General features: G+C 35.5%; 13 protein-coding genes. 9 read left to right on the top strand and 4 right to left on the bottom strand.

Annotation, left to right across the window (positions count from 1 at the left end):
* Nucleotides 1-100 precede the first annotated feature (100 nt).
* The gene (bglX, locus tag BUR19_RS00070) at nucleotides 101-2,323 is read right to left on the bottom strand and encodes a beta-glucosidase BglX (RefSeq protein WP_074232903.1); all 2,223 of its coding nucleotides are present in this window, start codon (nucleotides 2,321-2,323) and stop codon (nucleotides 101-103) included.
* 134 nt (nucleotides 2,324-2,457) lie between these two features.
* Entirely contained in the window at nucleotides 2,458-3,432 is a 975-nt protein-coding gene (locus BUR19_RS00075) for a zinc metalloprotease (protein WP_074232904.1), read from the bottom strand.
* A gap of 229 nt (nucleotides 3,433-3,661) precedes the next feature.
* On the opposite strand from BUR19_RS00075, the gene BUR19_RS00080 reads away from it, so the two are divergent.
* From BUR19_RS00080 to BUR19_RS00090, 3 genes are all read left to right on the top strand, one after another.
* Nucleotides 3,662-5,521 carry a M1 family metallopeptidase gene (locus BUR19_RS00080; RefSeq protein ID WP_074232905.1) on the top strand — a complete coding sequence of 620 codons (1,860 nt, stop codon included), beginning with the start codon at nucleotides 3,662-3,664 and terminating at the stop codon, nucleotides 5,519-5,521.
* A 26-nt stretch (nucleotides 5,522-5,547) separates the two neighbouring features.
* The gene (locus BUR19_RS00085; protein ID WP_074232906.1) at nucleotides 5,548-6,501 is read left to right on the top strand and encodes a hypothetical protein; all 954 of its coding nucleotides are present in this window, start codon (nucleotides 5,548-5,550) and stop codon (nucleotides 6,499-6,501) included.
* Between the two features lie 96 nt (nucleotides 6,502-6,597).
* Complete coding sequence (locus BUR19_RS00090; protein WP_074232907.1) at nucleotides 6,598-7,308, top strand: FKBP-type peptidyl-prolyl cis-trans isomerase; 711 nt, start codon at nucleotides 6,598-6,600, stop codon at nucleotides 7,306-7,308.
* Nucleotides 7,309-7,385: 77 nt separating this feature from the next.
* Here BUR19_RS00090 and BUR19_RS00095 read toward each other — a convergent pair whose 3' ends face one another.
* Together BUR19_RS00095 and clpB are read right to left on the bottom strand one after the other, a co-directional pair.
* Nucleotides 7,386-8,564: a porin family protein gene (locus BUR19_RS00095; protein WP_074232908.1), complete on the bottom strand. Its 1,179-nt coding sequence runs from the start codon at nucleotides 8,562-8,564 to the stop codon at nucleotides 7,386-7,388.
* 140 nt (nucleotides 8,565-8,704) lie between these two features.
* On the bottom strand, nucleotides 8,705-11,296 hold the full coding sequence (clpB, locus tag BUR19_RS00100; protein ID WP_074232909.1) for an ATP-dependent chaperone ClpB: 2,592 nt from the start codon (nucleotides 11,294-11,296) through the stop codon (nucleotides 8,705-8,707).
* Between the two features lie 510 nt (nucleotides 11,297-11,806).
* Between clpB and BUR19_RS00105 the strand changes: the two genes are divergently transcribed.
* The 6 genes from BUR19_RS00105 to BUR19_RS00130 all read left to right on the top strand — a co-directional run bounded on the left by BUR19_RS00105 (nucleotide 11,807) and on the right by BUR19_RS00130 (nucleotide 25,113).
* The gene (locus BUR19_RS00105) at nucleotides 11,807-13,378 is read left to right on the top strand and encodes a helix-turn-helix domain-containing protein (protein ID WP_074232910.1); all 1,572 of its coding nucleotides are present in this window, start codon (nucleotides 11,807-11,809) and stop codon (nucleotides 13,376-13,378) included.
* A gap of 178 nt (nucleotides 13,379-13,556) precedes the next feature.
* The gene (locus tag BUR19_RS00110; protein WP_074232911.1) at nucleotides 13,557-14,504 is read left to right on the top strand and encodes a T9SS type A sorting domain-containing protein; all 948 of its coding nucleotides are present in this window, start codon (nucleotides 13,557-13,559) and stop codon (nucleotides 14,502-14,504) included.
* Between the two features lie 208 nt (nucleotides 14,505-14,712).
* Complete coding sequence (locus BUR19_RS00115) at nucleotides 14,713-17,394, top strand: reprolysin-like metallopeptidase (protein ID WP_074232912.1); 2,682 nt, start codon at nucleotides 14,713-14,715, stop codon at nucleotides 17,392-17,394.
* 125 nt (nucleotides 17,395-17,519) lie between these two features.
* Nucleotides 17,520-18,311: an enoyl-CoA hydratase/isomerase family protein gene (locus BUR19_RS00120; protein WP_074232913.1), complete on the top strand. Its 792-nt coding sequence runs from the start codon at nucleotides 17,520-17,522 to the stop codon at nucleotides 18,309-18,311.
* Between the two features lie 109 nt (nucleotides 18,312-18,420).
* Nucleotides 18,421-18,834, top strand: a complete 414-nt coding sequence (locus tag BUR19_RS00125) for a PaaI family thioesterase (RefSeq protein ID WP_074232914.1) — start codon at nucleotides 18,421-18,423, stop codon at nucleotides 18,832-18,834.
* A gap of 132 nt (nucleotides 18,835-18,966) precedes the next feature.
* Entirely contained in the window at nucleotides 18,967-25,113 is a 6,147-nt protein-coding gene (locus BUR19_RS00130; RefSeq protein ID WP_083600610.1) for a fibronectin type III domain-containing protein, read from the top strand.
* Nucleotides 25,114-25,146: the final 33 nt, after the last annotated feature.

Below are 25,146 nucleotides of genomic sequence, written 5' to 3' on the forward strand. Positions count from 1 at the left end.
AAGAGGATTTTGTTTTTTGTTGTCTCGCAAATCAAGCAGATTTTGCAGATTCATTTTAACATCTGCTTAATCTGCTTGATTTTTTTTAATTATAAGGAAACTACTTTTCCCAAACAATCTTTTTTACCATCACATCGCTCGAATTAGTTCCAACCATTATTTCAAATTCTCCTGCTTCCCAATCATATTTCAGTTCGTCATCATAGAATTTCAAATCTTCCGGCGTCAATTTGAAAGTAACCGTTTTGTTTTCGCCTTTTTTTAAGAATATCTTTTGGAAACCTTTCAGCTCTTTCACAGGTCTTACTACTTTTCCAAACAAATCTCGGATATATAACTGAACAACTTCTTCACCATCAAAATTTCCTGTATTGGCAACATTAACATTAATCGTTAAAGTTTGATTTCCTTTAAGATTTTCAGAACTCAGGTTAAAGTTTGAATACTTGAAATCGGTATAACTTAATCCAAATCCAAAAGGAAATTTCGGGTCGTTATCCAAATCAATATAAGCGGAAACATAGTTTCTATCCGTGGATTTTTCGGCTGGTCTTCCAGTGTTGTAATGGTTGTAATAAACTGGGATTTGACCTTCTGTTCTTGGAAAAGTCATTGGCAGTTTTCCACTTGGATTTACATTTCCAAATAAAATATCCGCGATAGAGTTTCCAGCTTCTGTTCCCAACCACCAGCTGTAAACGATGGTTGAAATATTATCCGCTGCCCAATCAAAAACCAAAGGTCTTCCGGCATTAATCATTAATACAATTGGTTTTCCGGTTTTGGCAATTTCTTTCAATAAGTCTTCCTGAACACCTGAAAAATGAATATTGCTTCTGCTTTTTGCTTCGCCACTCATAGCGTGTCCTTCGCCAAGCGTCATTATCACGACATCTGCTTTTTTCGCCGTTTCGATGGCTTCTGCAAACATCGATTTGTCTTCGTCGTTTTCATTGCAGCCTTTTGCGTAAAGTAAGGTTGAGTTTTTGTCTAACTGATTTTTGATTCCATCAAATTGAGTCACGATTCTCTGCGCATCATCCTTGAAAGGAACAGACCAGAATCCGTGCATCGCAACCGCATCTTTTCCGAATGGACCAATCAAAGCAACTGTTTTTGTAGATTTTGAAAGTGGAAGAAGTTTCTTTTCATTCTTCAGAAGAACAACACTTTTTGCGCCGAATTCTCTTCCAAATTTTCTGTTCTCAAGATTATTGGTCTGCTGCTTTTGTCTGTCATTGTTAATAAATCTGTATGGGTCATCAAATAATCCCATTTCAAATTTTTTAATCAAAATTCTTCTTACCGCATCATCCACGAACTTGATATCCACTTTTCCTTCTTTCACTAGTTTCGGAAGCTGTTCCATATAGATTCGGCTTTCCATATCCATATCGCTTCCAGCAAGAATCGCTCTTTCTCCGGCTTCGGCATTGTCTTTTGCATAGCCGTGTTTTATCATTTCTCCAATACTTCCCCAATCCGAAACTACGAAACCTTTGAAGTTCCATTTATCTTTTAATAAATCTCTCAGGATATATTTGTTAGCCGTTGCAGGAATTCCATTAATATCATTAAATGAATTCATAAAGGTTGCAACGCCAGCTTCAGCAGCTGCTTTGAAAGGAGGTAAATAAGTTTCGTTCAATTGTCTCAAACTCATATCCACAGAGTTGTAATCTCTTCCGCCAACTGCTGCGCCGTAAGCTGCGAAATGTTTGGCGCAAGCCATTATCGCATCAATATTTCCTAAACCTTTTCCCTGAAAACCTTTGATTCTCGCCAATCCAATTTTTGTTCCGAGGTAAGTATCTTCGCCGGAACCTTCCATTACACGTCCCCATCTTGGGTCTCTTGCGATATCCACCATTGGCGCAAATGTCCAGTGAATTCCGTAGGCAGAAGCTTCAATAGCTGCAATTCTTTCAGATTTTTCTATCATTTCCAAATCCCAGCTTGCTGCCTGGCCAAGGTTGATAGGGAATGTCGTTCGGAAACCGTGAATCACGTCTTGTCCGAAGAGTAATGGAATTTTCAATCTGGATTCTAAAGCTAATTTTTGGAACGCTCTAGTTTCTTCTGCGCCAGTTACATTGAGCATAGAACCTACTTTTCCTTCTTTTATTTCTTCCAGAACTTTTTTGGAGTTAGAGTTTTGTGGCCCTGTCGCATATTCGAAGCCGCTGTATTGAACGAGCTGACCAGCTTTTTCTTCCAGAGTCATTTTGGAAATTAATTCATTGACTTTTTGGTCAATGCTTTTCTGTGCTGAAATGCTAATCGCAAAGGTCAGAAATAGGAAGGAAAGGAAATGTTTTTTCATTAGAAAACGTTTTGTCTCTTTTTGAGAAATTAATATCGTAAAAATAATATTAATTTCAATAATAATAATATTTAAAATAAAAAAGCTGTTTTTACCAAAAGGTGAAAACAGCTTGGAAATAATTAAATAGTTAGTTAGTATACTCTTAAACCAGATCTAGCTCCACTGGAAGTCAATACAGATTGAGATCTTGCTTTCTGACCGGCAGAGAACATAAACATCGCAGCATCATCCACGTAATCCATATAATTCATAAACATTACAGATCTGGATGTTCCGCTGCAAGTGTTATATAATGGATAGGTTGGTTTTCCATAATTGGCACCAGTTTGTGTCGGTGTATCAGCAACTTGGTCATTTCCACAAGATGCATCGCCCCAGATATGTCTTAAGTTAAGGTAATGTCCAACTTCGTGTGTTGCGGTTCTTCCAAGATTATAAGGCGCTGTAGTACCAGTTTTTCCAAAATAGGGCGCTGCGATTACAACACCATCGTTCCAAAGTCCTGCAGATTCTGGAAATGTCGCATATCCAAGAATTCCACCCATATTTCCAACAACCCAAAGGTTGAAATAATTAGCTGGGCTTGTTGCGTCGATTCCGCCTGATGATGATTTTTTCATAGCATCATTAGTGCCCCATTTTGTTTTAGTGGTAGCTTTTCTTACGGTTTTTACAAGATGAAATCTCACCTGAGTATCGCCTGCTTTAACACCTGAAAATTCTGTCGGGATTTTAGTCGCATCCGTATTAGTTCCCGCAAAATCAGCATTAAGAATAGCAATCTGTTCAGCAATTCTCGCATCAGAAATATTTTCTGCAGATGACTTGTACAATATATTAACTACAACCGGAATATCTACGGAACCATCTGCTAAAACCTTTCCCGAAGTAATAAAAGATTGAAGTCCTGCTTCTATATTAGCGTATCTTGCTCTCGCACTGGCATCTGTACTTAGTAATTGTTGTCTGATTTCTTCAGAAGGACAAGACCTTCTTGCGGCTACGGTAGTTGTAGAATTTTCCTCTGCTAAAGTTTCGGTTTCAGAGTTTTGAGTACAGGCAGTCAATGTAATGGCTGTAGCTAGGTAAAAAAAAGTTTTCTTCATAGGATTATATTTTTAAAATTTCAATCAAATGTATGTATTTTTTACATTTATTTATGGTTTGTTTTAAAAAATATTTAACAATTAATTAAATGTGTTGGATAATATTTAATTAATCGTTTGTTTGAATTGATTTTATTTGCTGAAAGTGAGATGCTTTTAATTTTTTCTGGAATTCCGAAAATTATCTTTTCATTTTAAATTTTTATTTTTGATTTCTAATTGTTAAAAAATGAACAAACTATTATTGGGATTGATGTTGATAGGCACTACAATGTCTGCACAGGAATTGTATATGCCGAGAAACATTAAGAAAGCTTATACCAACGGAACACGTGATATTTCTGGAAAGCCGGGCAGAAACTATTGGCAAAACAAAGGGGTTTATGATGTGAATGTTAAAGTGGATGCAAAAACCAAGATTGTTTCTGGTTCCGAGGTGATTCAGTATTCCAATAATAGTCCGGATGAATTGAAAATCTTAGCGATTAGATTTGTGAATAATATGACCAAACCACAATCTGCAAGAGCTGGCTATGCTTCGAAAGATGCTTTGACGGATGGTTTGAAAATTAAATCTTTCTACATCAACGGAGAAAAATATAATATCAATAGTGATAACTGGTCAACTGTTGAGGCCGTGAAATTAATAAAACCATTGGCTTCAAAATCTAATACAGAAATCAAAATCGAGTGGGAATATCCATTAGCTAAAGAAAGTGGAAGAGAAGGGCAAATAGACCCAGAGACTTTTTATGTAGCCTATTCTTTCCCGAGAGTGTCGGTTTATGATGACTATAACGGTTGGGATATGTTGCAGCATAACGGCAGACAGGAGTTTTATAATGATTTCAATGATTACTCTTTTTCTATTTCTGCGCCTAAGAATTTTGTGGTTTGGTCAACGGGGGATTTTCTGAACCCTGAAGACGTACTTCAACCCGAATATCTGAAACGTTTCAAAGAGTCTTTAAAGTCGGATAAAATCATCCACGTTGCAAATGCCGAAGAAATGAAATCGGGAAAAGTGACGAAACAAAATGAATGGAATGTCTGGAAATTCAAAGCCAATCATATTGTTGATTTTTGTTTTGCATTGAGCAATCATTACGTTTGGGATGCATCGAGTGTTCAATTAAAAACCAAAAGAGCAAGTGTGCAATCGGCTTACAATGCCGGCGCGAAAGATTTTGAACAATACACGGGCTGGATGCGCTATAACCTGAAATGGTTTACCGACAACTGGCCTGGTGTAGAATATCCTTTTCCTGTGATGACGGCCATCCAAGGTTACGCCGATATGGAATATCCAATGATGATAAATGACACCAGTATCCCAGATGATTTGCAGGATGCGAGACTGACGGCTGACCACGAGATTGCGCACACCTATTTTCCTTTTTATATGGGAATCAACGAAACCCGATATGCTTATATGGATGAAGGTTGGGCGACTATGCTGGAATATCTGATCGGAATTGATGAAAATGGAAAAGAAGCAGCGGATAAATTTATGAAGAACTTCCGTGTGAAGCGTTGGATTAATGATGCTTCTACGGAACAGGATCAACCGATTATTACGCTAAGCTCACAACTTTCTGGTGCAGGTTATGGGAACAATGCTTATGTAAAATCAGCATTGTCTTATTTGGCTTTGAAGGATTATTTGGGTGATGACTTGTTCAAGAAGGCGCTTCATCATTATATGGATAATTGGAATGGAAAGCATCCAATCCCGTGGGATTATTTTAATTCTATGAATACAGGTACTGGTAAAAACCTGAATTGGTTCTTCAATAATTGGTTTTATACGAATAATTATATCGATTTGAAAATCAATTCTATTTCTCAGGAAAAGAATCAGATGGTTTTAACGGTTGATAATGTTGGTGGATTTGCGATTCCGTTTGATGTTGTTTTGACTTATGAAGATGGAACAACGGAAAAAGGCCATTTTACGCCAGTTGTTTGGGAGAAAGACCAGAAATCTACCAGTCTGAATATTCCGGTTAAGAAGAAAATAAAATCTGTGAATCTGGATGGCGGGATTTTTATGGATTATACGCCGGATGATAATTTGAAGAGTCTTTAATTTTAGTTTTACAAAAGAGATTTTGTATGAAAAATATTAGTCTTTTATTGATGTTGCTATTCTTTTCGTCCTGCGTTTCACAAAAGAATAAAACCATTCAGCAAAATATTCTGACGTTGAAGGACAGCTATTGTAAAGCGCCTTTGCAATACAATTATTCTCAGAAAATCCCATCATACAATTCTGATTCTATTATTAATGCCAATCAGAAACTCAAGAATTATTTTTCCGACCAAAGTATTTTGATTCTTAATGCTTTGGAAAGTATTGATGAAGCAGAGAAAATCATCGATTTGAAAAAAGATTCGACATTAAAATCTCAACTGAGAGTTGTACAGTTGAAAACTAAAATTAATAGTAAAATCAGTATTGCATTGACGGAGTTAGATGCTGTAGCAGCGGAATTTGACTGCGAAGGTGAAAGGGTTGCCCAGATGGCCAATTATGTAGATAATATGAATGACAACCGAAATAATAAATTGATACTTTTTTCTATTATTACTGGTGCAGTAACCTCTGTTGCAGGAGGTGTTATCAAGGATAATGGTGTAGAAAACGCAGTGAATATTGGTGGAGGTTTGTTGGGGGCGGGACTTGGTTTAGCAACTTTTAATCCTAAAGGTAAAAAAGTAGAATTCATCCACGGGCGAAATCTCCTGCGTGATATTTGGGAACAAAAGTTACTGTCCAAGAATTTTCCGCCTTTCATCTGGTATATGTACACCGAGAAGAAGTTTACCGGAAACCGGGAACATTCTATCATCGAGAATATGAAGCAAAGGTGGATTCAGTACCAGTTTGACAGCGATGAGAATACCGCCAATCAATCTGTGAATTTTGGAAACGGGGGACTTTATCGTTCATCCGACTTACATAATCGCGCATCGATGCTGAATCAAATGCAGTCTGCCACAAGAACTATTAATCAGAATATTAATTATCTTCTGCTGGATTTGGATAAGGTGATTTCGGATTCTTAGTCAACTTTAATTATAGAAAACTTCTTTGTGGTGGGGATAATTCTTTAATAAATGATAGATTTGCAGCCATTAATTCGTTAATCATAAAATTATAAAATGAAAAGACAGACTATCGCATTGTTTTGCATAGCAACCCTTAGTATTATTTCTTGTGCTAAGGAAGGAGATAAAAAAGATGACAGCAAATATACCGACGAGCAAAAAGCCTCTTATTACATAGGAATGAGCATCGCTCAAAATATGAAACAGGAAGGTTTCAAAGTAGATGCAGAACTTTTGGCTCAAGGTATCAAAGAGGAAATGGACAGCACGAAGAAAAAGATGTTGCCAGCTGAAGAGATGAACAGCTTTATGCAAGATTTTATGATGAAGCAACATCAAAAAAAGCAGTCAGAAGCAGGATTACAGTCCAATGATAATAAGAAAAAAGGTCTGGAGTTTTTGGCTAAAAATAAAACCAACCCAAAAGTGAAAACTACTGCTTCTGGTTTACAGTATGAGGTTTTGCAGGAAGGTGATGGTAAAACAAAACCGAAAGCAACCGATATAGTACAGGTAAAATATACCGGAAAATTATTGAACGGAACCGTCTTCGACTCAACCGACAAAAATGGAGGTGCGCCAGCAGATATTAATTTGGGCGCTGTTATCCCAGGATGGACAGAAGGAATCCAGTTGATGAGCAAAGGATCTAAGTACAGATTTTATATTCCTTCCGATTTAGCTTACGGAGATCAAGGAGCTGGAGGCGCAATTCCGGGAGGTTCTACTATTATATTTGATATAGAATTGGTGGGTGTGAAATAAAGCCAGTTAGTTTAATAAAATTCAAAAACCTCAGCTATTTCGGCTGAGGTTTTCTTGTCTTATTACAAATAATATCTTTAAAAAATATTATATCCTAAAATAAAAGAAACTCTGCTAAGCTTCGCACTCCAATAGCCTCTTTCGTATAATTCTTTGCTGGTAGAAACTTTCAGCTCACCACTGAATTTATTCTTGTACTTATAACCGATTCCAAAATTCAAATATGTACTTTTTGTGTCATAATAAGAACCACCATTCAAATAGCCAGGTTTGAGGCTGGTGTAGGTCATGAGTGCATCTTTGGTCATATAAATATTGGTCACTATTCCGGCATTGATGAAAATTTTTGACTTGTCGCTGAGAAACATATAATGTCTCAGTCCAATTTCCAAGTCTAGCATATCAAAACTTGTAGCGAACTTATACGTTCCATCCTTGGAAACACTTTCATTTTTATATCTGTAATATGTTGGTTCTGCAATTATAGACCATTTGTTTTTGTTAAACGGCAAAACTAACTCAGCTTCCAGACCAATTGTATAGCCTGTTTTATCAGAAAAATCTACATCTTGATAAAAACTGTGAAGGTCAACATTTAGTTTATTAAAACTTACACCCATCCGAAAGCTTAAATTAAAATCTAACTTATTATTTTTTGTTTCATTTTTTTCTCCGTTATATTGTTGGAAAAAATCAACAAGATAACTTTTTTCATATTTAATTTTCCGGGTTTTTTCTCCAGTTAAACTTACTAGTTGGTCAATATATTCTGTATTCTCAGCAATTTTATATGTGTCTCCGCCAGGATTATATTTTTTATAGACCAATGGTATGATTTCTCCATTTTCCGTTGAATAGAAATATTGTTCAATATTCTTGTTTCTATACTGATAGAGTTTAAGCTTTCCACTAGTCAATTGGTTCAAGAAAATGGTTCGTTCTTCCCAGATTGGATTTGGAAGATATGATAAATCATTCATGTTATTAGAAGAGACATCTATTTTGCCCGTATATTTAACAAATTTAAAATAGTTCGGAACTGAAAATTCTTTTATATTAATCAGTTGACCTGTCTTTTGCTCGTCATTTTCTCCGGATTTGTAAATGAAAGTATCAGGATTTTCCAACCAGTCTAGATTTTTTATATAAACATCTTTTTGCTGGCCGCTTTGAGTGATGATGTAACCTTTTTCAAATTTGATTTGACTATTTGCTATAAATGATAGCAAAATACACAAGAGGTAGTGAATTTTCATTGAATCATTAATTTTGACGCAAATTAAAATTAATTTTTCAAAATAAGACGATGATTTATTCCTGAATAAAAAAATCCTTTTTAGCATTGCTAAAAAGGATTTTTTTAAAATAGTATTTAATATGAAGAAAAATTTAACTCTTATTCCACCGGTCTGAAAACCAAACCTGTCTCCTCGAAATAATCCAGCGTAATTCTGTCGCCGTCATTCACGGTTCCAGCGAGGATTTCTTTCGATAATTTATTCAAAACTTCCTGCTGAATCACTCTTTTCAAAGGTCTTGCTCCGAAAACTGGGTCATAACCTTTGTTGGTCAGATAATCCAAAGCATCTTGTGTTGCGGTCAAAATAATATTTCTTTTCAGCAACAAATCATTGAAACCTCTCAATTGATACTGAACGATTTTCCCGATTTCTTTTTTTCTTAAAGGCTGGAACAAAACGGTTTCATCAATTCTGTTCAGGAATTCCGGACGTAAAGTTTGTTTCAACAAATCAAAAACTTCAATTTTCGTTTTATCAACAATTTCATCCTGATTTTCCTCTGTAATATTTTCAAAATTTTCCTGAATGATATGCGAGCCGAGATTCGATGTCATAATGATAATTGAGTTTTTGAAATTTACCACACGACCTTTGTTATCCGTCAAACGACCGTCATCCAAGACTTGAAGTAATGTATTGAAAACATCAGGATGCGCTTTTTCAATTTCGTCCAAAAGTACCACGGAATAAGGTCTTCTTCTCACGGCTTCCGTCAATTGTCCGCCTTCATCATAACCCACATATCCCGGAGGCGCACCAACTAATCTCGAAACTGAATGACGTTCCTGATATTCACTCATATCGATTCTCGTCATATTGTTTTCGTCGTCGAATAAAAACTCGGCCAAAGCCTTTGCCAGCTCTGTCTTACCAACTCCGGTTGTTCCTAAGAATAAGAAACTTCCGATTGGTTTTTTCTCATCGCTCAAGCCTGCTCTGTTTCTTCTGATTGCATCTGCAACCGCTTCAATCGCTTCTTCCTGACCGACAACTCTGTGGTGAAGTTCTGTTTCCAGATGTAATAATTTTTCTCTTTCAGATTGAAGTAGTTTTGTAACAGGAATTCCCGTCCATTTTCCAATCACTTCTGATATATTATCTGCGGTTACTTCTTCCTTAATCAATTCATTTTGATGATTTTGCATCTCAAGCTCGAGTTTCTGCAAAGCATCTTCTTTTTCTTTAATTTTCCCGTATTGGATTTCCGCAACTTTTGCGTAATCTCCTGCTCTTGACGCTCTTTCTGCTTCAAGTTTCAGAGATTCTATATCTTTTTTGATGGACGTTAAATCCTCAGATTTTTGTTTTTCTTTCAGCCATTTAGCGTTTATTTCATTTCTCTGTTCAGAAATTTTCGAAATATCTTCTTTTAAATGGTCGATTTTGGTTTGACTTCCTTCTCTTGAAATAGCCGCCAACTCAATTTCCATCTGCATCAATTTTCTGTCGAGAACATCCAGTTCTTCAGGTTTTGAATTGATTTCCATTCTCAATTTTGCAGAAGCTTCATCAATTAAGTCAATTGCTTTATCCGGTAAAAATCGGTCAGAAATATATCGTTGAGACATTTCCACAGCTGCAATAATCGCCTCGTCTTTGATTCTTACTTTGTGATGCGCTTCGTATTTATCTTTAATTCCACGAAGAATAGAAATCGCAGATTCTGTATCAGGTTCTTCCACCATTACTTTCTGGAAACGTCTTTCTAAGGCTTTATCTTTTTCGAAATATTTTTGATATTCATTCAAAGTGGTTGCACCGATCGCTCTTAATTCTCCTCTTGCCAAAGCGGGTTTCAAAATATTTGCAGCATCCATCGCGCCTTCACCACCTCCGGCTCCAACTAACGTATGAATTTCGTCAATGAAAAGAATAATTTGTCCTTCCGATTTGATGACCTCATTAACAACAGATTTCAATCGCTCTTCAAACTCACCTTTGTATTTTGCACCGGCAATCAGAGCACCCATATCTAAGGAGTACAAAGTTTTATCCTGCAAATTTTCAGGAACGTCTCCATTGATAATTCTGTGCGCAATTCCTTCTGCAATAGCGGTTTTACCAACTCCAGGTTCACCAATCAGAATTGGATTATTTTTAGTTCTTCTTGAAAGAATCTGCAAAACCCTTCTGATTTCTTCATCACGCCCGATTACTGGGTCAAGTTTTCCTTCTGCAGCAAGTTCGTTGAAGTTTTTAGCATATTTATTTAAGGATTGATACGTTTCTTCTGAACTTGCAGAAGTCGCTTTCGAGCCTTTTCTTAATTCTTTAATTCCTCCTTCCAAAAGACTTTTGGTCACGCCCATATCTTTCAACATTTTAGAAACTTCAGAATTTGTTTCTAAAAGTGATAACCAAAGATGTTCAATAGTCACGAATTCATCGCCCATTTTTTTGGCGATGTTAGGCGCGTCAAGCAAAACTTTGTTTGCTGATTGTGAAAGATAAATATTTCCGCCTTGTACTTTCGGAAGTCTTTCAAGACTTTCACGGTTGCGCTCTCTTACCAAAGTGGCATCTGCTTCAGATTTTTTGAGTAAGAAAGGCGATATATTTTCATCGACCTGAAAAATTCCTTCAAGTAAATGTTGAGGTTCTATTTGCTGATTGCCAAATTCCATTGCGACTTGCTGGGCAGCCTGGATGGCTTCTTGTGATTTTACTGTATATTGATTTAGATTCATAATATTTTTGGATTAAATGATTTAAAAATTAAAAGATTAATGATTGAAAAACTTGTATCAAATTCCATTCAATTTTAGATTTTGAAACTATGATTTTTGTTTTTTTAAAAGCATTAAGAAAATAAATTTTTAAGGTTTAACTTCTTAATGCTTCATCAATCATTTAATTCTGAAACCTTAATCACAAAAAGTATTCTATTGTTGAATTTTTAAAATTATCAGACGAAATTTCCGAATAATTAAATTTAAAGCTAATTCGAAAAGACAAAATTTCCGAAAATGTAAAAATTTGATAAAAAATCATTGTCAATTTGTAATGAAAATTATTTTAAATACTATTAAGAAGTATTTTCAAGTTTCTTTGGAATCTCAACACACTGAAATAAACTATTTAGATTCCTCCGGAATGACAAAGTGGATGTTGGGTTTTATTATGATAATTAGAAAGAGAATTCAAATAATTTTAATTCGGGATTTTTATTTATAAATTTGAGTGAATAAAATCTGAATTTGAATCGCTTTATCTTAATTTTCTTCGCTGCTTTTACTGCTTCGTTTTGGTTTGGTCAAAATCAAAATCAGGAAGACTTGGCTGGTTCAGAGACTTTGGATAAAAGTAAAATTTCGCCGGAACAAATCGTCGAGCAAAGTATCAAAAAGCTTGAACAACCAATTTCCGAAGAAGAAAAATATGAAGTTCGGATGAAAATGGCAGATGCTTATCTGAAAATAAAAAAACCAGATTTTGCAAAATCAACAGAGATGCTTTTCAAAGCGAAGGAAATTGCTGAGAAGTTGGATGATACCAAGTTGAAGGCAAAAATCTACGGTTCAATCGCCAATCAATATTCCTTTCTGAATTTCCCTGAAAAAATAAAACCTTACCTCGACTTATCAAAACTAGAAGTTGATAAACTTCCGAATGGCTACGAAAAGAATTATCTGACGGCAAGATTGTACATAGAATATGGAAATCTGGAAGCCGATAAAGAGAATTTTATTGTGGCGAGAAAAGATTATCAAAGAGCTTTGAAGTTTCTTGGAAATATAGGGAACCCCAATAAAAAAAATATTTTCCAATTTCGAAGAGCGTTTTATAATATGGGTGTTTCGTATGCTTATCTCAAACAAAATGATTCGGCGGAATATTTTCTTAACAAAGCTTTGGCAATCCATGATAATGAAAATAAAGAGTTTAAGTATTTTATCTACAATAATTTGGCTAAGGTTTATGCTGATAAAAATGAAAATCAGCGAGCAATCGATTCCTTGGAAGTTGTGTTGAAAGAAGATGCTTTCAAAGACAATAGATTGCGGGCTGATATGTACAAAAAGCTGATTGCTTCTTACAAAGCTTTGAATAATAAAGAAAAATACATCGAATATTCTGAGAAGCTTTTGGAACTGGAGTCTGATGTGAAGGATAATAATCTGAAAGCCATCAACACCGCAGTTTCTGAAGAGCAAAAAAATCTTTTGGAAAAGATATCCGATAAAGAAGGACATAATAATCTTTTACTAATCAGTTGTGGATTTTTGGTTGTCGTTGGAGGGATTTCTATTTTCTTCATCAATCAAAAAAGAAAGAAAGAGAAATTGATTTATCAGAATTTTATTTCGAATCTTGAAAAGCAGGAAGTAAAGGAAACTTCAGAACCGAAAGCAATTGTTCAGCCCGAAATTGAAGAAAAGGAAAAAGTTTCGTTTTCCGTTCCAAGTTCTGCAGAAACTATGATTCTCGATAAATTAGAAAAGTTTGAGGAATCTGCCAAGTTTACCAATTCCAAACTGACGGTTGCGAGTCTGGCGGTAATGTTCAAGACCAATCCAACTTATCTTTCCGAAACCATCAAGAAACACAAAGAGAAAAACTTCAATAATTATCTGAACGAGCTTCGTATCAATTATATCTGCAAGCAGATTAACGAACGTCCGGAATTCCTTAATTACAAAATAAGTTATCTCGCAGAAGAAGCTGGTTTTTCTTCACATAGTTCCTTTACAACTGTTTTCAAAAACATAACCGGAATTTCTCCATCAGCTTTTTTGAGAGAAGCGGAGAAGAAACATAAAAATATTTAATCTTTTATTTATCAGTGGTTTAAAGCTAATTTTTGTATTTTAAAATATGATATTTCGAAAGTGTAATGCTATTTTTTGATTCTTAAAGTATATACATTTACTTCATCAATGAGATAAAATATTTTTCTGATTGATGTGATTATATCAATGTATTTTAAAAAATCTTAAAAAATTAATTATGAAGAAAATTGTATTTTTTTTATCTGCGCTAGGTTCTATTTTTTCCTATTCGCAAAACCTGGGTTACGGAAATTCTGTTTCCAAATCATTATCCGGAGAAGTTAAAACTCAAACTAAATTAGCGGCAAAAGCAGAAACTTGTAATACGGTTGTTATTAATGATACCGAAGAGCAAAACGGTGTTTTCATCATCGGAAATGGCGGACAAAAAGCAGCTGTTGATATTCCACTCGAAGCTAATCAGACCATTAAAATCAATAGTATAGTAGTGACTTTGGCGAGTAAACTTCCGCCAACTTTTGTGAATTTCATCTTTTACGATAATACTCTTTCTACGCCGGAAGACCCGGAAGATCCAAGAAGAAATGTCCCAAATCAGCAGATTTTACAAATTACTGATAGTACAATCGAATCCTATGAAGATGTTGGATACGAACCTTTGCACGAGTTTGTCGTAAGAAAAGTAAAAGTAAAGTTAGCGAATCCAATTTTGTTAAACGGAACAATGTCTGATGGTAGAATCTGGATGAGTACAAAATCTGATGCCAATGCTTGGGCTACAACTGCACATTACGAAACTGGTGAAGGCGTGGTTGGGGAAAGTCTGGCAATGGGCGGAAACACATTTGATTGGTTTCAACTTCTTAATCAAGAGTGTTTATATGAGCTTGAAGCTGAATGTGGTATCCTGAATGTTTCTGATGCTGATTTCAATTCTAAAATAAGCATTTATCCTAATCCGACTCAGGATTATTTCGAATTTAAAGGCTTAAGCGGAACCAAAATCGTATCGACGAATATCTACTCAAGCAACGGAAGTCTTGTGAAAACAATCAATTCCAATGAATCTAAAGTTGATGTAAGTCATCTGAAAAGCGGCGTTTATATCGTTCAAACGATAACGGCTAACGGAAATACATTTACGAATAAATTGATTAAAAAATAAATTCATATTTTAAATTATTACGACAGGAAGTCAGGAATTTTGCTCCTGGCTTTTTTGTTTTTTAATATTTGTCATGTATTAACTAATTTCGTTTATTTTGAAGGCAATCTTTAATTTAATAATGTTTTTATTGTTAAATAATTCTTTTTTGCGGGATTAAATTGTTGGTTTTCATATAAAATTCATAATTTGCACAAAATAATTTAATATGAAGAAATATCTATTATTGTCTGCAATTGCTTTGCCTCTTTTGGGTTATTCGCAATGGACTAAGGTGTCTCAAGTTTCCGACAGGCAGAAAGTTAACGAAAGTGTTGCTTATCTGGCTAAGAAAAACTTGTTTAGTTTAGATCAACAGAAATTACAGAGTTTACTTAGCCCTGTAAATAATAAATTTTCCGGAAAGCAAGGTGTAGTGATTACTATCCCGAATTCTGAAGGAAAATTAGAGCGATTTAAAATTTGGGAGTATTCTAATATGGCTGAGGATCTTCAGGCAAAATTTTCTGACATTAAATCATACGTTGGAACAAGTTTGGACGACGCATCTGCTTATTTGAGATTTAGTCTTTCTCCGCAAGGGCTATCCTCAATCATAGTTCGTTCCGGCCATTCCGAATATATTGAACCTCTAACTGCAGATCATAAAACATATGTTGTTTTTGATTCTAGTCAGAAGAAAAAAAATGTTAATGAAGATGAACCGTTTGAGTGTACTGTTAAAGATGCAGGATCAACTGCGGAAGAAACACCAAATGTTTCTAATAAAGCTGCTGGAACTAATGTTTTTAGGTTGGCATTATCTTGTACCGGCGAATATGCTCAGTACCATTTGGATAAAGCTGGAATTCCTTCTACAGCAACCGATGCTGAGAAAAAAGCCGTTGTATTGGCTGCTCTTAATGCTACTGCAACAAGACTAAACGCCCTTTTTGAAAAAGATTTGTCTTTGCATTATAATCTGATTTCTCAAACAGAATCACTAATATTTCTAAATGCAAATACTGATCCTTATTCTAGTGGAGGAGGGCCAGATACGGCGAACAGTGGTATCAATTCCACTTTAGGAACTGGCGCTGCCTCTTTGTATGATCTTGGGCATCTTGTTGATAAAAAAGATGCTAATGGTGCGGCATATCTTGGCGTTATTTGTGGCTCTAGTTTAAAAGCTGGTGGATGGACATCACATAACCTTCCGGAAGGAGCAACTTTTGATATTGATTATGTTGCTCACGAGATGGGACATCAGATGGGAGCCGGGCATACTTACACTTTTTATAGTAGTCAGTTAGATCAGCGAGTAGAGCCGGGAAGTGGAAGTACTGTAATGGCTTATACTGGCATCACCGGAAATCTAGATGTTCAGTATAACTCACACGATAATTTCCATTATAATAGTCTCAACCAGATTAAAAATAAAATCAACGGTGTCTCTTGTGGAACAAATGTACCATATGCATTACCAGCTCCAACAGTAGATGCTGGAAATGATTACACTATTCCGGCATCTACACCATTTGTTGTAAAAGCTACAACTACCGATGCTAGTACGACTGGTTATACCTACAGTTTTGAACAAACCGATCAGGCTGCAACAGCTCAAATCGGAACAAATAGTATTGCTTATTTGGCAAAACCTTCCGGACCAAATTTCAGAGCATTACCTCCAACAGCTAATCCGTATAGATATTTCCCTGATTTTAATACAGTTTTAGCTGGAGTGTATACAACAAGATGGGAATCTGTTTCTAGTGTTGCGAGAACGCTTAATTTTGGAGTGGTATTACGAAATAACAATCCATTGGAACCTAATATTGCGAGAGATGCAATGGCAGTTACTGTTAATGCAGCTTCTGGACCATTTAAAGTTACAGCGCCAACATTTGGTCAATCATTAACGTCCGGAGGAAGTTTTACTGTAACTTGGGATGTAGCAAATACAAATGTTGCACCTGTGAATACTACTACTGTTAATCTAAAGATTTCTAAAGACGGAGGAAAAACTTTTGTTTCATTATTGGATAATACACCTAATGATGGAACTGAAACGGTAACAATACCAAGTGATTTCTCAGCTACGAATGCTTATATTTTAGTAGAAGCAGTTAATAATATTTATTATGCCGTAAGCCCAAGCTTTGTAATTGATTATAGCGTGGCGGGTGAAGAGTGTAATACTTATACATACAGTGGGGCACCGGTAAATATCAAAGATGGACCTGGCGGATCCGCAATAGCATCTCCAAAGGTAGAAGCTCCATTATCAATCACTGATACAGGAGTAATTACAAAAATCAGTGTGACACCAAATATTACTCATCCTAACGCAGCAAATTTATCTTTTGGAATAGAAAGTCCAGTTGGTACAACAGCATTATTAATGGATCATCAGTGTAGTTCTCGTTCAGGGATTACGGCCAAATTTACTGATGCTGCAACAACAATTACTTGTGCGTCTCCAGTTACAGGTAATGCAAAACCTTTTCAGCCATTAAATGTTTTTGTAGGGCATAATGCAGAAGGAACTTGGAAATTATTTGCATCAGATAATACGCCTGGAAATGTTGGAGTTATCAATTCTTGGGCTTTAGAAGTTTGTACAAGAGATGCTCAGGTTCTTGCTGTTAACGAAAATGCTTTCAATGCTAATAATATCAAAGTTTATCCAAACCCTTCAAGTGGAAACTTCTTTATCAAGTCAAAAGATCTAGGAAGCAATGCAAATGTGGCAATCTATGATATGAATGGTAGAGTAGTTCATACTTCAGGATTCAATGCGGCAACGGGTGAATCTACTAATGAGTTCAATGTTAATTTGACAAAAGGAGTTTACCTATTGAAAGTAACTTCTTCTAAAGCGAATTATACTCAGAAATTAATTGTTAAATAATTCCAATTTATTTAAAAATTTTAAAGCCGATCAGCAATGGTCGGCTTTTGTTATTTCTAGAATAGAAATTTCTTCGATGCTTTCAATAAAATATATTAAATTGCTGATATCAAAAAAGTAAAACTATGTATTCACAAATAGAGATAGATTCCCAATTCGATGGAAAACTGCAACTGATTTATCTGAACCAGCCCGATAGTTATAACAGCCTTACCGAAGTTATGCTTAGAGAATTGCGAAATGCGGTTCACAAATTCAGTAATGATGATAACGTAAGATGTGTTGCCATTGCTGGAAAAGGAAAGGCGTTTTGTGCCGGACAAAATTTAAAAGAAGCTTTAGGTTTTGATGAAGATGACAGAACCATCCAGAGATTTGTTATCGAATATTATAATCCTTTGGTTCTCGAAATTGTTAAATGTAAAAAACCAGTCATTGCTTTAGTTAATGGACCGGCTGTTGGAGCAGGAGCAATGTTGGCTTCAATTTGTGATTTTACTCTAGCAACAGAAAGTTCTTATTTCTCTTTTGCTTTTGCGAATATTGGTTTAATTCCTGATACCGCGGGAACTTATTATTTGCCCAAATTAGTAGGAAGACAATTAGCTAGTTATTTATCTTTCACAGGGAAAAAAGTTCCTGCTACAGAAGCTAAGAAAATAGGTTTGGTTGCTGATGTTTTTGCAGATTCAGAATTTGTAGAAAAATCAATGGAAGTTCTGACACAGCTTTCCCACGCGGCAACAACAGCACTTTATCTAACTAAAAAAGCTTTTAATAAATCATATAACTTTACGCTTAACGAACAATTAGATTACGAATCCATCATTCAGCAAGATGCAGCAGAAACCGAAGATTTCAAAGAAGGTGTTGACGCTTTCATCGAAAAACGTTTGCCCAATTACAAAGGAAAATAAGAAGAAAAGTTGGAGAATGGTAACGTTTGAGAGTACCAGCATTGAGTATTATTTTGTTTAAACATCTATCATCCATCAACTATCATTTAACAATCATCAATTATCATTTATGAATGCTCGCGAAACGGCAGAATATATGTTTGAGAAAGATTTGTTTTCTCAATGGCTCGGAATTGAATTGACCGAAATCAAGGATAATTATTGCCTTATAAAAATGCCCATAAAACCAGAAATGATTAATGGACTCGGGACGGTTCACGGCGGCGTAACATTTGCTTTTGCAGATTCGGCGTTGGCGTTTTCTTCCAACAATAGCGGTGAAGCTGCGGTGGCGCTCAATTGTTATATTAATTTCACAAAAGCTGCAAAAAACGGTGATGTTTTAACTGCAGAAAGTATTCTTTTGAACAACACTAGAAAAACGGCTATTTATGATATTACAATCAAGAATCAGAATGATGAGGTTATAGCAGGATTTCGAGGGACAGTTTATAAGATTGGAAAGAAGATTATAGACCTTTAAAATATATTCCGACCTGTTCGAAAATTTAAAATGATATTGATCTAAATGATTAATATCGTTTTTGTTTTGAATTTTATTAACATTTTTTAAGAAATATTTAAGAATTTATTTATTTTTGGGAAATTTTTTAAAATGAAAAAACTAAATAACCAATTTCTCTTAATATGCTTATTATTTAGTATAAGTATATTTTCCCAAGATCAACAAAGCATCAGGCGGATTCAGCAATCTACAAAAGTTGATTATTTAAAATCTTTCTCCGACAATCAAAGAAAGAAATTTGACCTCAGTTTTAATTTGGCTAATTCCCTGGCAGATCATAACAATTGGCGTAAAATTATAATTACAGATTCTACGTATTCCCGATTAGTAGGTGTCACCAAAGATTTGAAGCCCATCTATTACATGACAGAAAACCGGAATGCTGGAATAACTTCACGTGCCGATAGACTCTATAGCGGTGGTAGTTTAGGAATTTCTATACAAGGCGAAGGGATGCTTGCTGGTGTTTGGGATGCTGGAAGTCCATTATTAACGCACGAGCTTTTTTCTAACAGAATTTCTTTGAGTGATAATTCTCCTTATCTGCATCCTCACGCATCACACGTTGCAGGAACCATCATTGGGACAGATGCTGTGCAAAATGGTAATGCAAGAGGAATGGCTTTTAAAGGTAGCGCAAATGCTTACGATTGGGATAATGACGTAGCAGAGGTTGCCAATGCTGCCGCAAATGGACTTTTGATTTCCAATCACTCTTATGGCTATAATCCATATTATTATGGCGTAGAAAAGTTTGGGAAATATGATGATGATTCAAAAGCTTTTGACGAAATTCATTTTAATGCACCTTACTACCAAATGGTTTGTGCCGCCGGGAATTCCAGAATTTATGGCGTTAATACAGGGAAGAATGGCTTTGACCTTATAACAGGACATGCGCTTAGTAAAAACGTTATTACTGTTGCAGCTGTGCAAGAAGTTTTAAATTATACTAATGCATCCTCTGTGATAATGTCAGATTTTAGTAGTTGGGGACCTTCGGATGATGGACGTATTAAGCCGGATATTTCAGCTAAAGGTGTTCACACATTTTCTGCAGTTAATTATGCTAACAATTCTTATGAGTATTACGATGGGACTTCTATGGCTTCTCCTAGTGTTGCCGGAACATTACTTTTGTTGCAGCAGTATTATAATCAACTGAATAATAATTATATGAAAGCATCGAGTCTTAAAGGCTTGATGATTCACTCTGCTGATGAGGCAGGCGTTGCTCCGGGGCCGGATTACAAGTTTGGTTGGGGATTAATCAATGCTGAAAAAGCTGCAACTATTATAAAGAATAAAAATCTTTTTTCCAAAATAGAAGAGAGTTCCTTGGCTAATGGTGAAACAAAAGAGATCATTTTAAATAGTGATGGTATTAATCCGTTAGTGGTTACATTAGCCTGGACAGATCCTGTAGGCGATTTGCCATCTAATACCATAGATGATCCGACGCCAAATTTGGTCAACGATTTGGATATTATTCTTTCAAGAGATGGGACAGAATATTTTCCATGGAAATTAGATCCTTCGGCTGTCAATTCAGCAGCTACAAGAGGTGTTAACAATCTTGATAATGTTGAGAAAATTGAGATTGATACACCAGTAGCAGGAACTTATTTGTTGACAATTAAACATAAAGGAAGTTTGGTTAATCAGTCCCAGAATTACTCACTCATCGCTTCAGGCATTGTTACTAAGGATTTCTGGTTCAATACAACTCAGAATAATATCAAATTATGTAAAACCAGTACCGATAACATTACAATTGATTTTGACTTCCATACAAAAAATGGATTTTCAAATAATGTGATTTTCTCTGTATTGAATTTACCTAATGGCTTGTCAGCTAATTTTAGTCCGGTTAGTTTATCTGCAGAAGGAAACTTTACCCTTAATATATTAGGGATTTCAAGTTTGCAAAAAGGTAAATATAACATTATTGTAAAAGGACAAAGTGGAACAGATACTTTTGAGTATCCGATAAGCTTTATAATCTATGATAGTAATGTTTCTGTTCCTAATTTGCTGACGCCAACCAATAATAATCTTTCAGTCAATTATAATAATACTGAATTCACTTGGTCATCCGATTCTAATTCTGAATCTTATCTTTTAGAAATTTCGAAAGACTCTAATTTTTCTGTTAAAGAAAGCTATACAGTATCCACTAATAGATACTCCAAGAATTTAAGTATTGGAACCAAATATTATTGGAGAGTAAAGGGAATTAATGAATGTGGTGAAAGTTCTTTTTCTGTAGTCAATAGTTTTAATACTTATTGCGATCCGCCTCAATATTTACAATTGGTAAGTGCGGGAACCTCATCTCTTACTGTGAGTTGGAGCAGCAACTCCTCATCTGGAAAATGGGAAATAGAATCTGTACCAGCAGGGACAACACCAACTGGTACTGGAAATATTGTTACGTCTTCTCCATATATAATAACTAACTTGATTAAGAATACTTGTTATGATGTATATGTCAGAATCGTTTGTGGAGATGAAGGAAGTTACTCACCTTGGATAAAAGGAAGTAATTTCTGCACTACTGCAGATTATTGTGGTGGCGATCATTTCTACGATTCAGGAGGTGCTTACGGCAATTATCCGCCTGGAGAGAGCCTTATTAAAGCAATTTATCCGGAGAATGCTGGGGACAGGGTTGTAGCAACTTTTAATAAATTCAATGTAGAAAGCTGCTGTTCATATTTTACAATATACGATGGCCCGAATGCTGGTGGCTCTATCCTATTTTCCGGAACAAATATGCAGCTGCCTTATACGTTTAGGTCTTCTCATCCTACGGGAGCTTTATCTTTTAGTTTTTATGCTTACGGAAATGGAGGAGAAGGCTGGGATGCGACTATAAGCTGTGAGCCAAAACCGGCCTGTCCTACTGTACCTAAAAATATTCTGTTGACTAATTCACAACCTAGTTTAATTACTTTTAGCTGGGAAGATACTTCTAATGCAACACAATGGCAGGTAGAAGTGGTTCCAGCTGGTTCGATCCCTACAGGTGTTGGCGAGAATATTTCACAAAAATCATTTACAAAATCAGGTTTATCTACTAATACTTGTTACGATGTTTATGTAAGATCAATTTGCGCCACTGGATTCTCAGACTGGTCTAATCCTGAAAGACTATGCACATCTCCGGATTATTGTGCGGGAGATCATTTTTATGACTCAGGTGGTCCAAATGGAAATTATAAAGATAATGAGAATTGGACAAAAACCATCTATCCAGCAATTGCAGGAAATAGGGTTAGAGCGGTCTTTAATGAGTTTGCTTTAGAATCGTGCTGTGACAGATTGATTATTTACAATGGACCTGATAAAAACTCACCTGTATTATTTAACAGCGGAAGCATGTCGGACTTGCCTGCTGCATTCAGATCTACTCATACTTCAGGTGCATTAACATTTACTTTTACCTCTGATGGAAGTTCTGTAAAATCTGGCTGGGACGCAGAGATCTTCTGTGAACCAATCCCTGCATGTGCAGAATATCCAAAATCTATAACATTGCAAACCGCTGCATTGAATAGTCTTAGAGTTAATTGGACAGACAATTCCAATGCAACACAGTGGGAAATAGAAGCTGTAAAAGACGGGAATAATCCTACAGGCCAAGGAGTGATAGTTTCAACAAAACCTTATACTGTTACCGGATTAGATTCCAATAGTATTTATAGAATTTATATCAGGTCTCTATGTTCTGCCGGAACTTCGGAATGGAGTAGTTCTCCCAAGTTTGCAACCTTAGCAGATTATTGCGGCGGCGATCATTTTTATGATTCTGGAGGATTTTCGGGTGGTTATTCAAATAATTATGAGAGTTATACCAAAACCATCTATCCATCAAAAAATGGCGATAGGGTAAAAGCTATTTTTGATTTGTTTGATATTAATCAGTACGATCAATTTACAGTTTATAATGGATCTAATGCTTATGGCAGTCAGACTTTGTACAGCAGTTATGGTAACTTAACTCCGCCGGGAACTTTGGTTTCTACAGATATTTTAACAGGAGCCTTAACATTCTATTTTTATACATCTGGTAATACTAATAATAGATCTGGTTGGGATGCAAGAATTGTTTGTGAACCAATGCCAGCGTGTCCCAATGCTCCTGGAGAAATTACATTACAATCTTCCACATTGAATACAATGACCATTAACTGGCCGGAAAATTCCAATGCTACACAGTGGGAAATAGAAGTGGTAAAAGATGGTAATTCTCCGACAGGTGCCGGAACAATTATTTCGAGCCATCCATATACTATTACAGGTCTTCAAAGTAATACTTGTTATAAAGTTTACATCCGATCCATTTGTTCTGGAGGTAACTCTACTTGGACTGTGTCTAAGTTGTTCTGTACTCAAGGTGATTATTGTGGTGGTGATCATTTCTATGATTCAGGAGGTGCATTAAGTGGCTATCCTACAACCTACGAATATTTTACCAAGACGATTTATCCAACAGGAAATGGTAATAGAGTGAAGGCTGTTTTTGAAATGTTTGATATCAATCAATACGATTCATTTACTGTATATAATGGAACTAATACATATAGTGATAATGTTCTATATAGTTATAATTATGGTAATTCAGCACCTCCAACTACAATTTCTTCGACAGATATCAACACAGGAGCGTTAACATTCTATTTTTCAACTTCTGGAAATAATAGCAATAAGGCAGGTTGGGATGCTAAAATTATTTGTGAGCCAATGCCAGCTTGTCCTAATCCTCCAACTTATATTAATCTTCAGAATTCAGGACTTAATACTTTGACATTTAACTGGACAGATAATTCCAATGCAAACCAATGGGAAGTAGAAGCTGTAAAAGATGGTGATGTCCCTACCGGAATTGGGACAATCGTTTCTTCTCGTACTTATACCATCTCGGGACTTATTAGAAATACTTGCTACAAAGTTTACATCAGATCTGTATGTGCTGGTGGAAAATCAGAATGGGGCGTGTCTAAATTAGTTTGTACGCAAGCTGATTATTGTGCGGGAGATCATTTTTATGATTTAGGAGGAAGATTAAGTAATTATCCAAATAATGAGTATTTAACTAAAACTATTTATCCGTCAGGGACTGGAAATAGAGTAAAAGCTATTTTCGATTTATTCGATATTCATCAATATGACCAATTTATGGTTTACGATGGTCCATATTCATATGGTAACACAATTTTATACAATAGTTATAATAATTCAACTCTGCCAGGAACATTAGTTTCGACAGATCCTTCTGGTGCGCTGACTTTTGTTTTTAATCCAACTTATTCTAACAATAATCAAAAGGCAGGCTGGGATGCTCAAATAATTTGTGAGCCATTGCCACCTTGTGCAAGAAAACCAACTTTGATTACGTTGGAACGTTCAACATCAAATTCTTTAAATGTTAATTGGACAGAAAATTCCAATGCAACACAGTGGGAGATAGAAATTGTTAAGTTCGGGCAAACTCCGACTGGCCAAGGAACTCTAGTTAATGCAAAATCATATTTAATTTCTAATTTATTAGAAGATACCTGTTATGATGTCTATGTAAGATCAATATGTACTGTTGGTAATTCCGAATGGACAAAATCATCAATAGCTTTCTGTACAACACCAAATTATTGTGGTGATCATTTCTACGATTCTGGTGGTACAAATGGAAATTATAAAGACAATGAAAATTGGATTAAGACCATCTATCCAATGTCTGCGGGCAAACTTGTAAGTGCAAAGTTTACGCTTTTCAACCTAGAAAGCTGCTGCGATCGATTGACGATTTATAATGGGCCAGATATATTATCTCCAATTTTGTTTTCTTCTGGGTCAATGCAAAGCCTTCCACAGACATATAAGTCCTCACATTATTCTGGAGCTTTGACATTCAGGTTTACTTCAGACTCTAGTTCAACTTATCCTGGTTGGGATGCTTTGATTAATTGTGATGAGAATCTTTCTGTAGAATATAGTGATAAGGAAAATATCAAGATTTTCCCTAATCCGGTAACAACAGGAATTCTGAATATCGATTCGCCAGTTGAAATTAAAAAGTTTGAAATATTTGATGCGAGTTCAAAAATGATTATTCAGAAAATGATATCTGATAAAAATTTAAAAATTGATATTGCTCATATTGCCTCAGGAAGCTATGTAATAAGGCTGACAGATCGCAATTCAGAAATTCATACTTTTAAAATCATCAAAAAATAATTTATAAAAGGGAACTTGCTTGTTCCCTTTTTT

The sequence above is a fragment of the Epilithonimonas zeae genome (assembly GCF_900141765.1).
Lineage (GTDB): Bacteria > Bacteroidota > Bacteroidia > Flavobacteriales > Weeksellaceae > Epilithonimonas > Epilithonimonas zeae.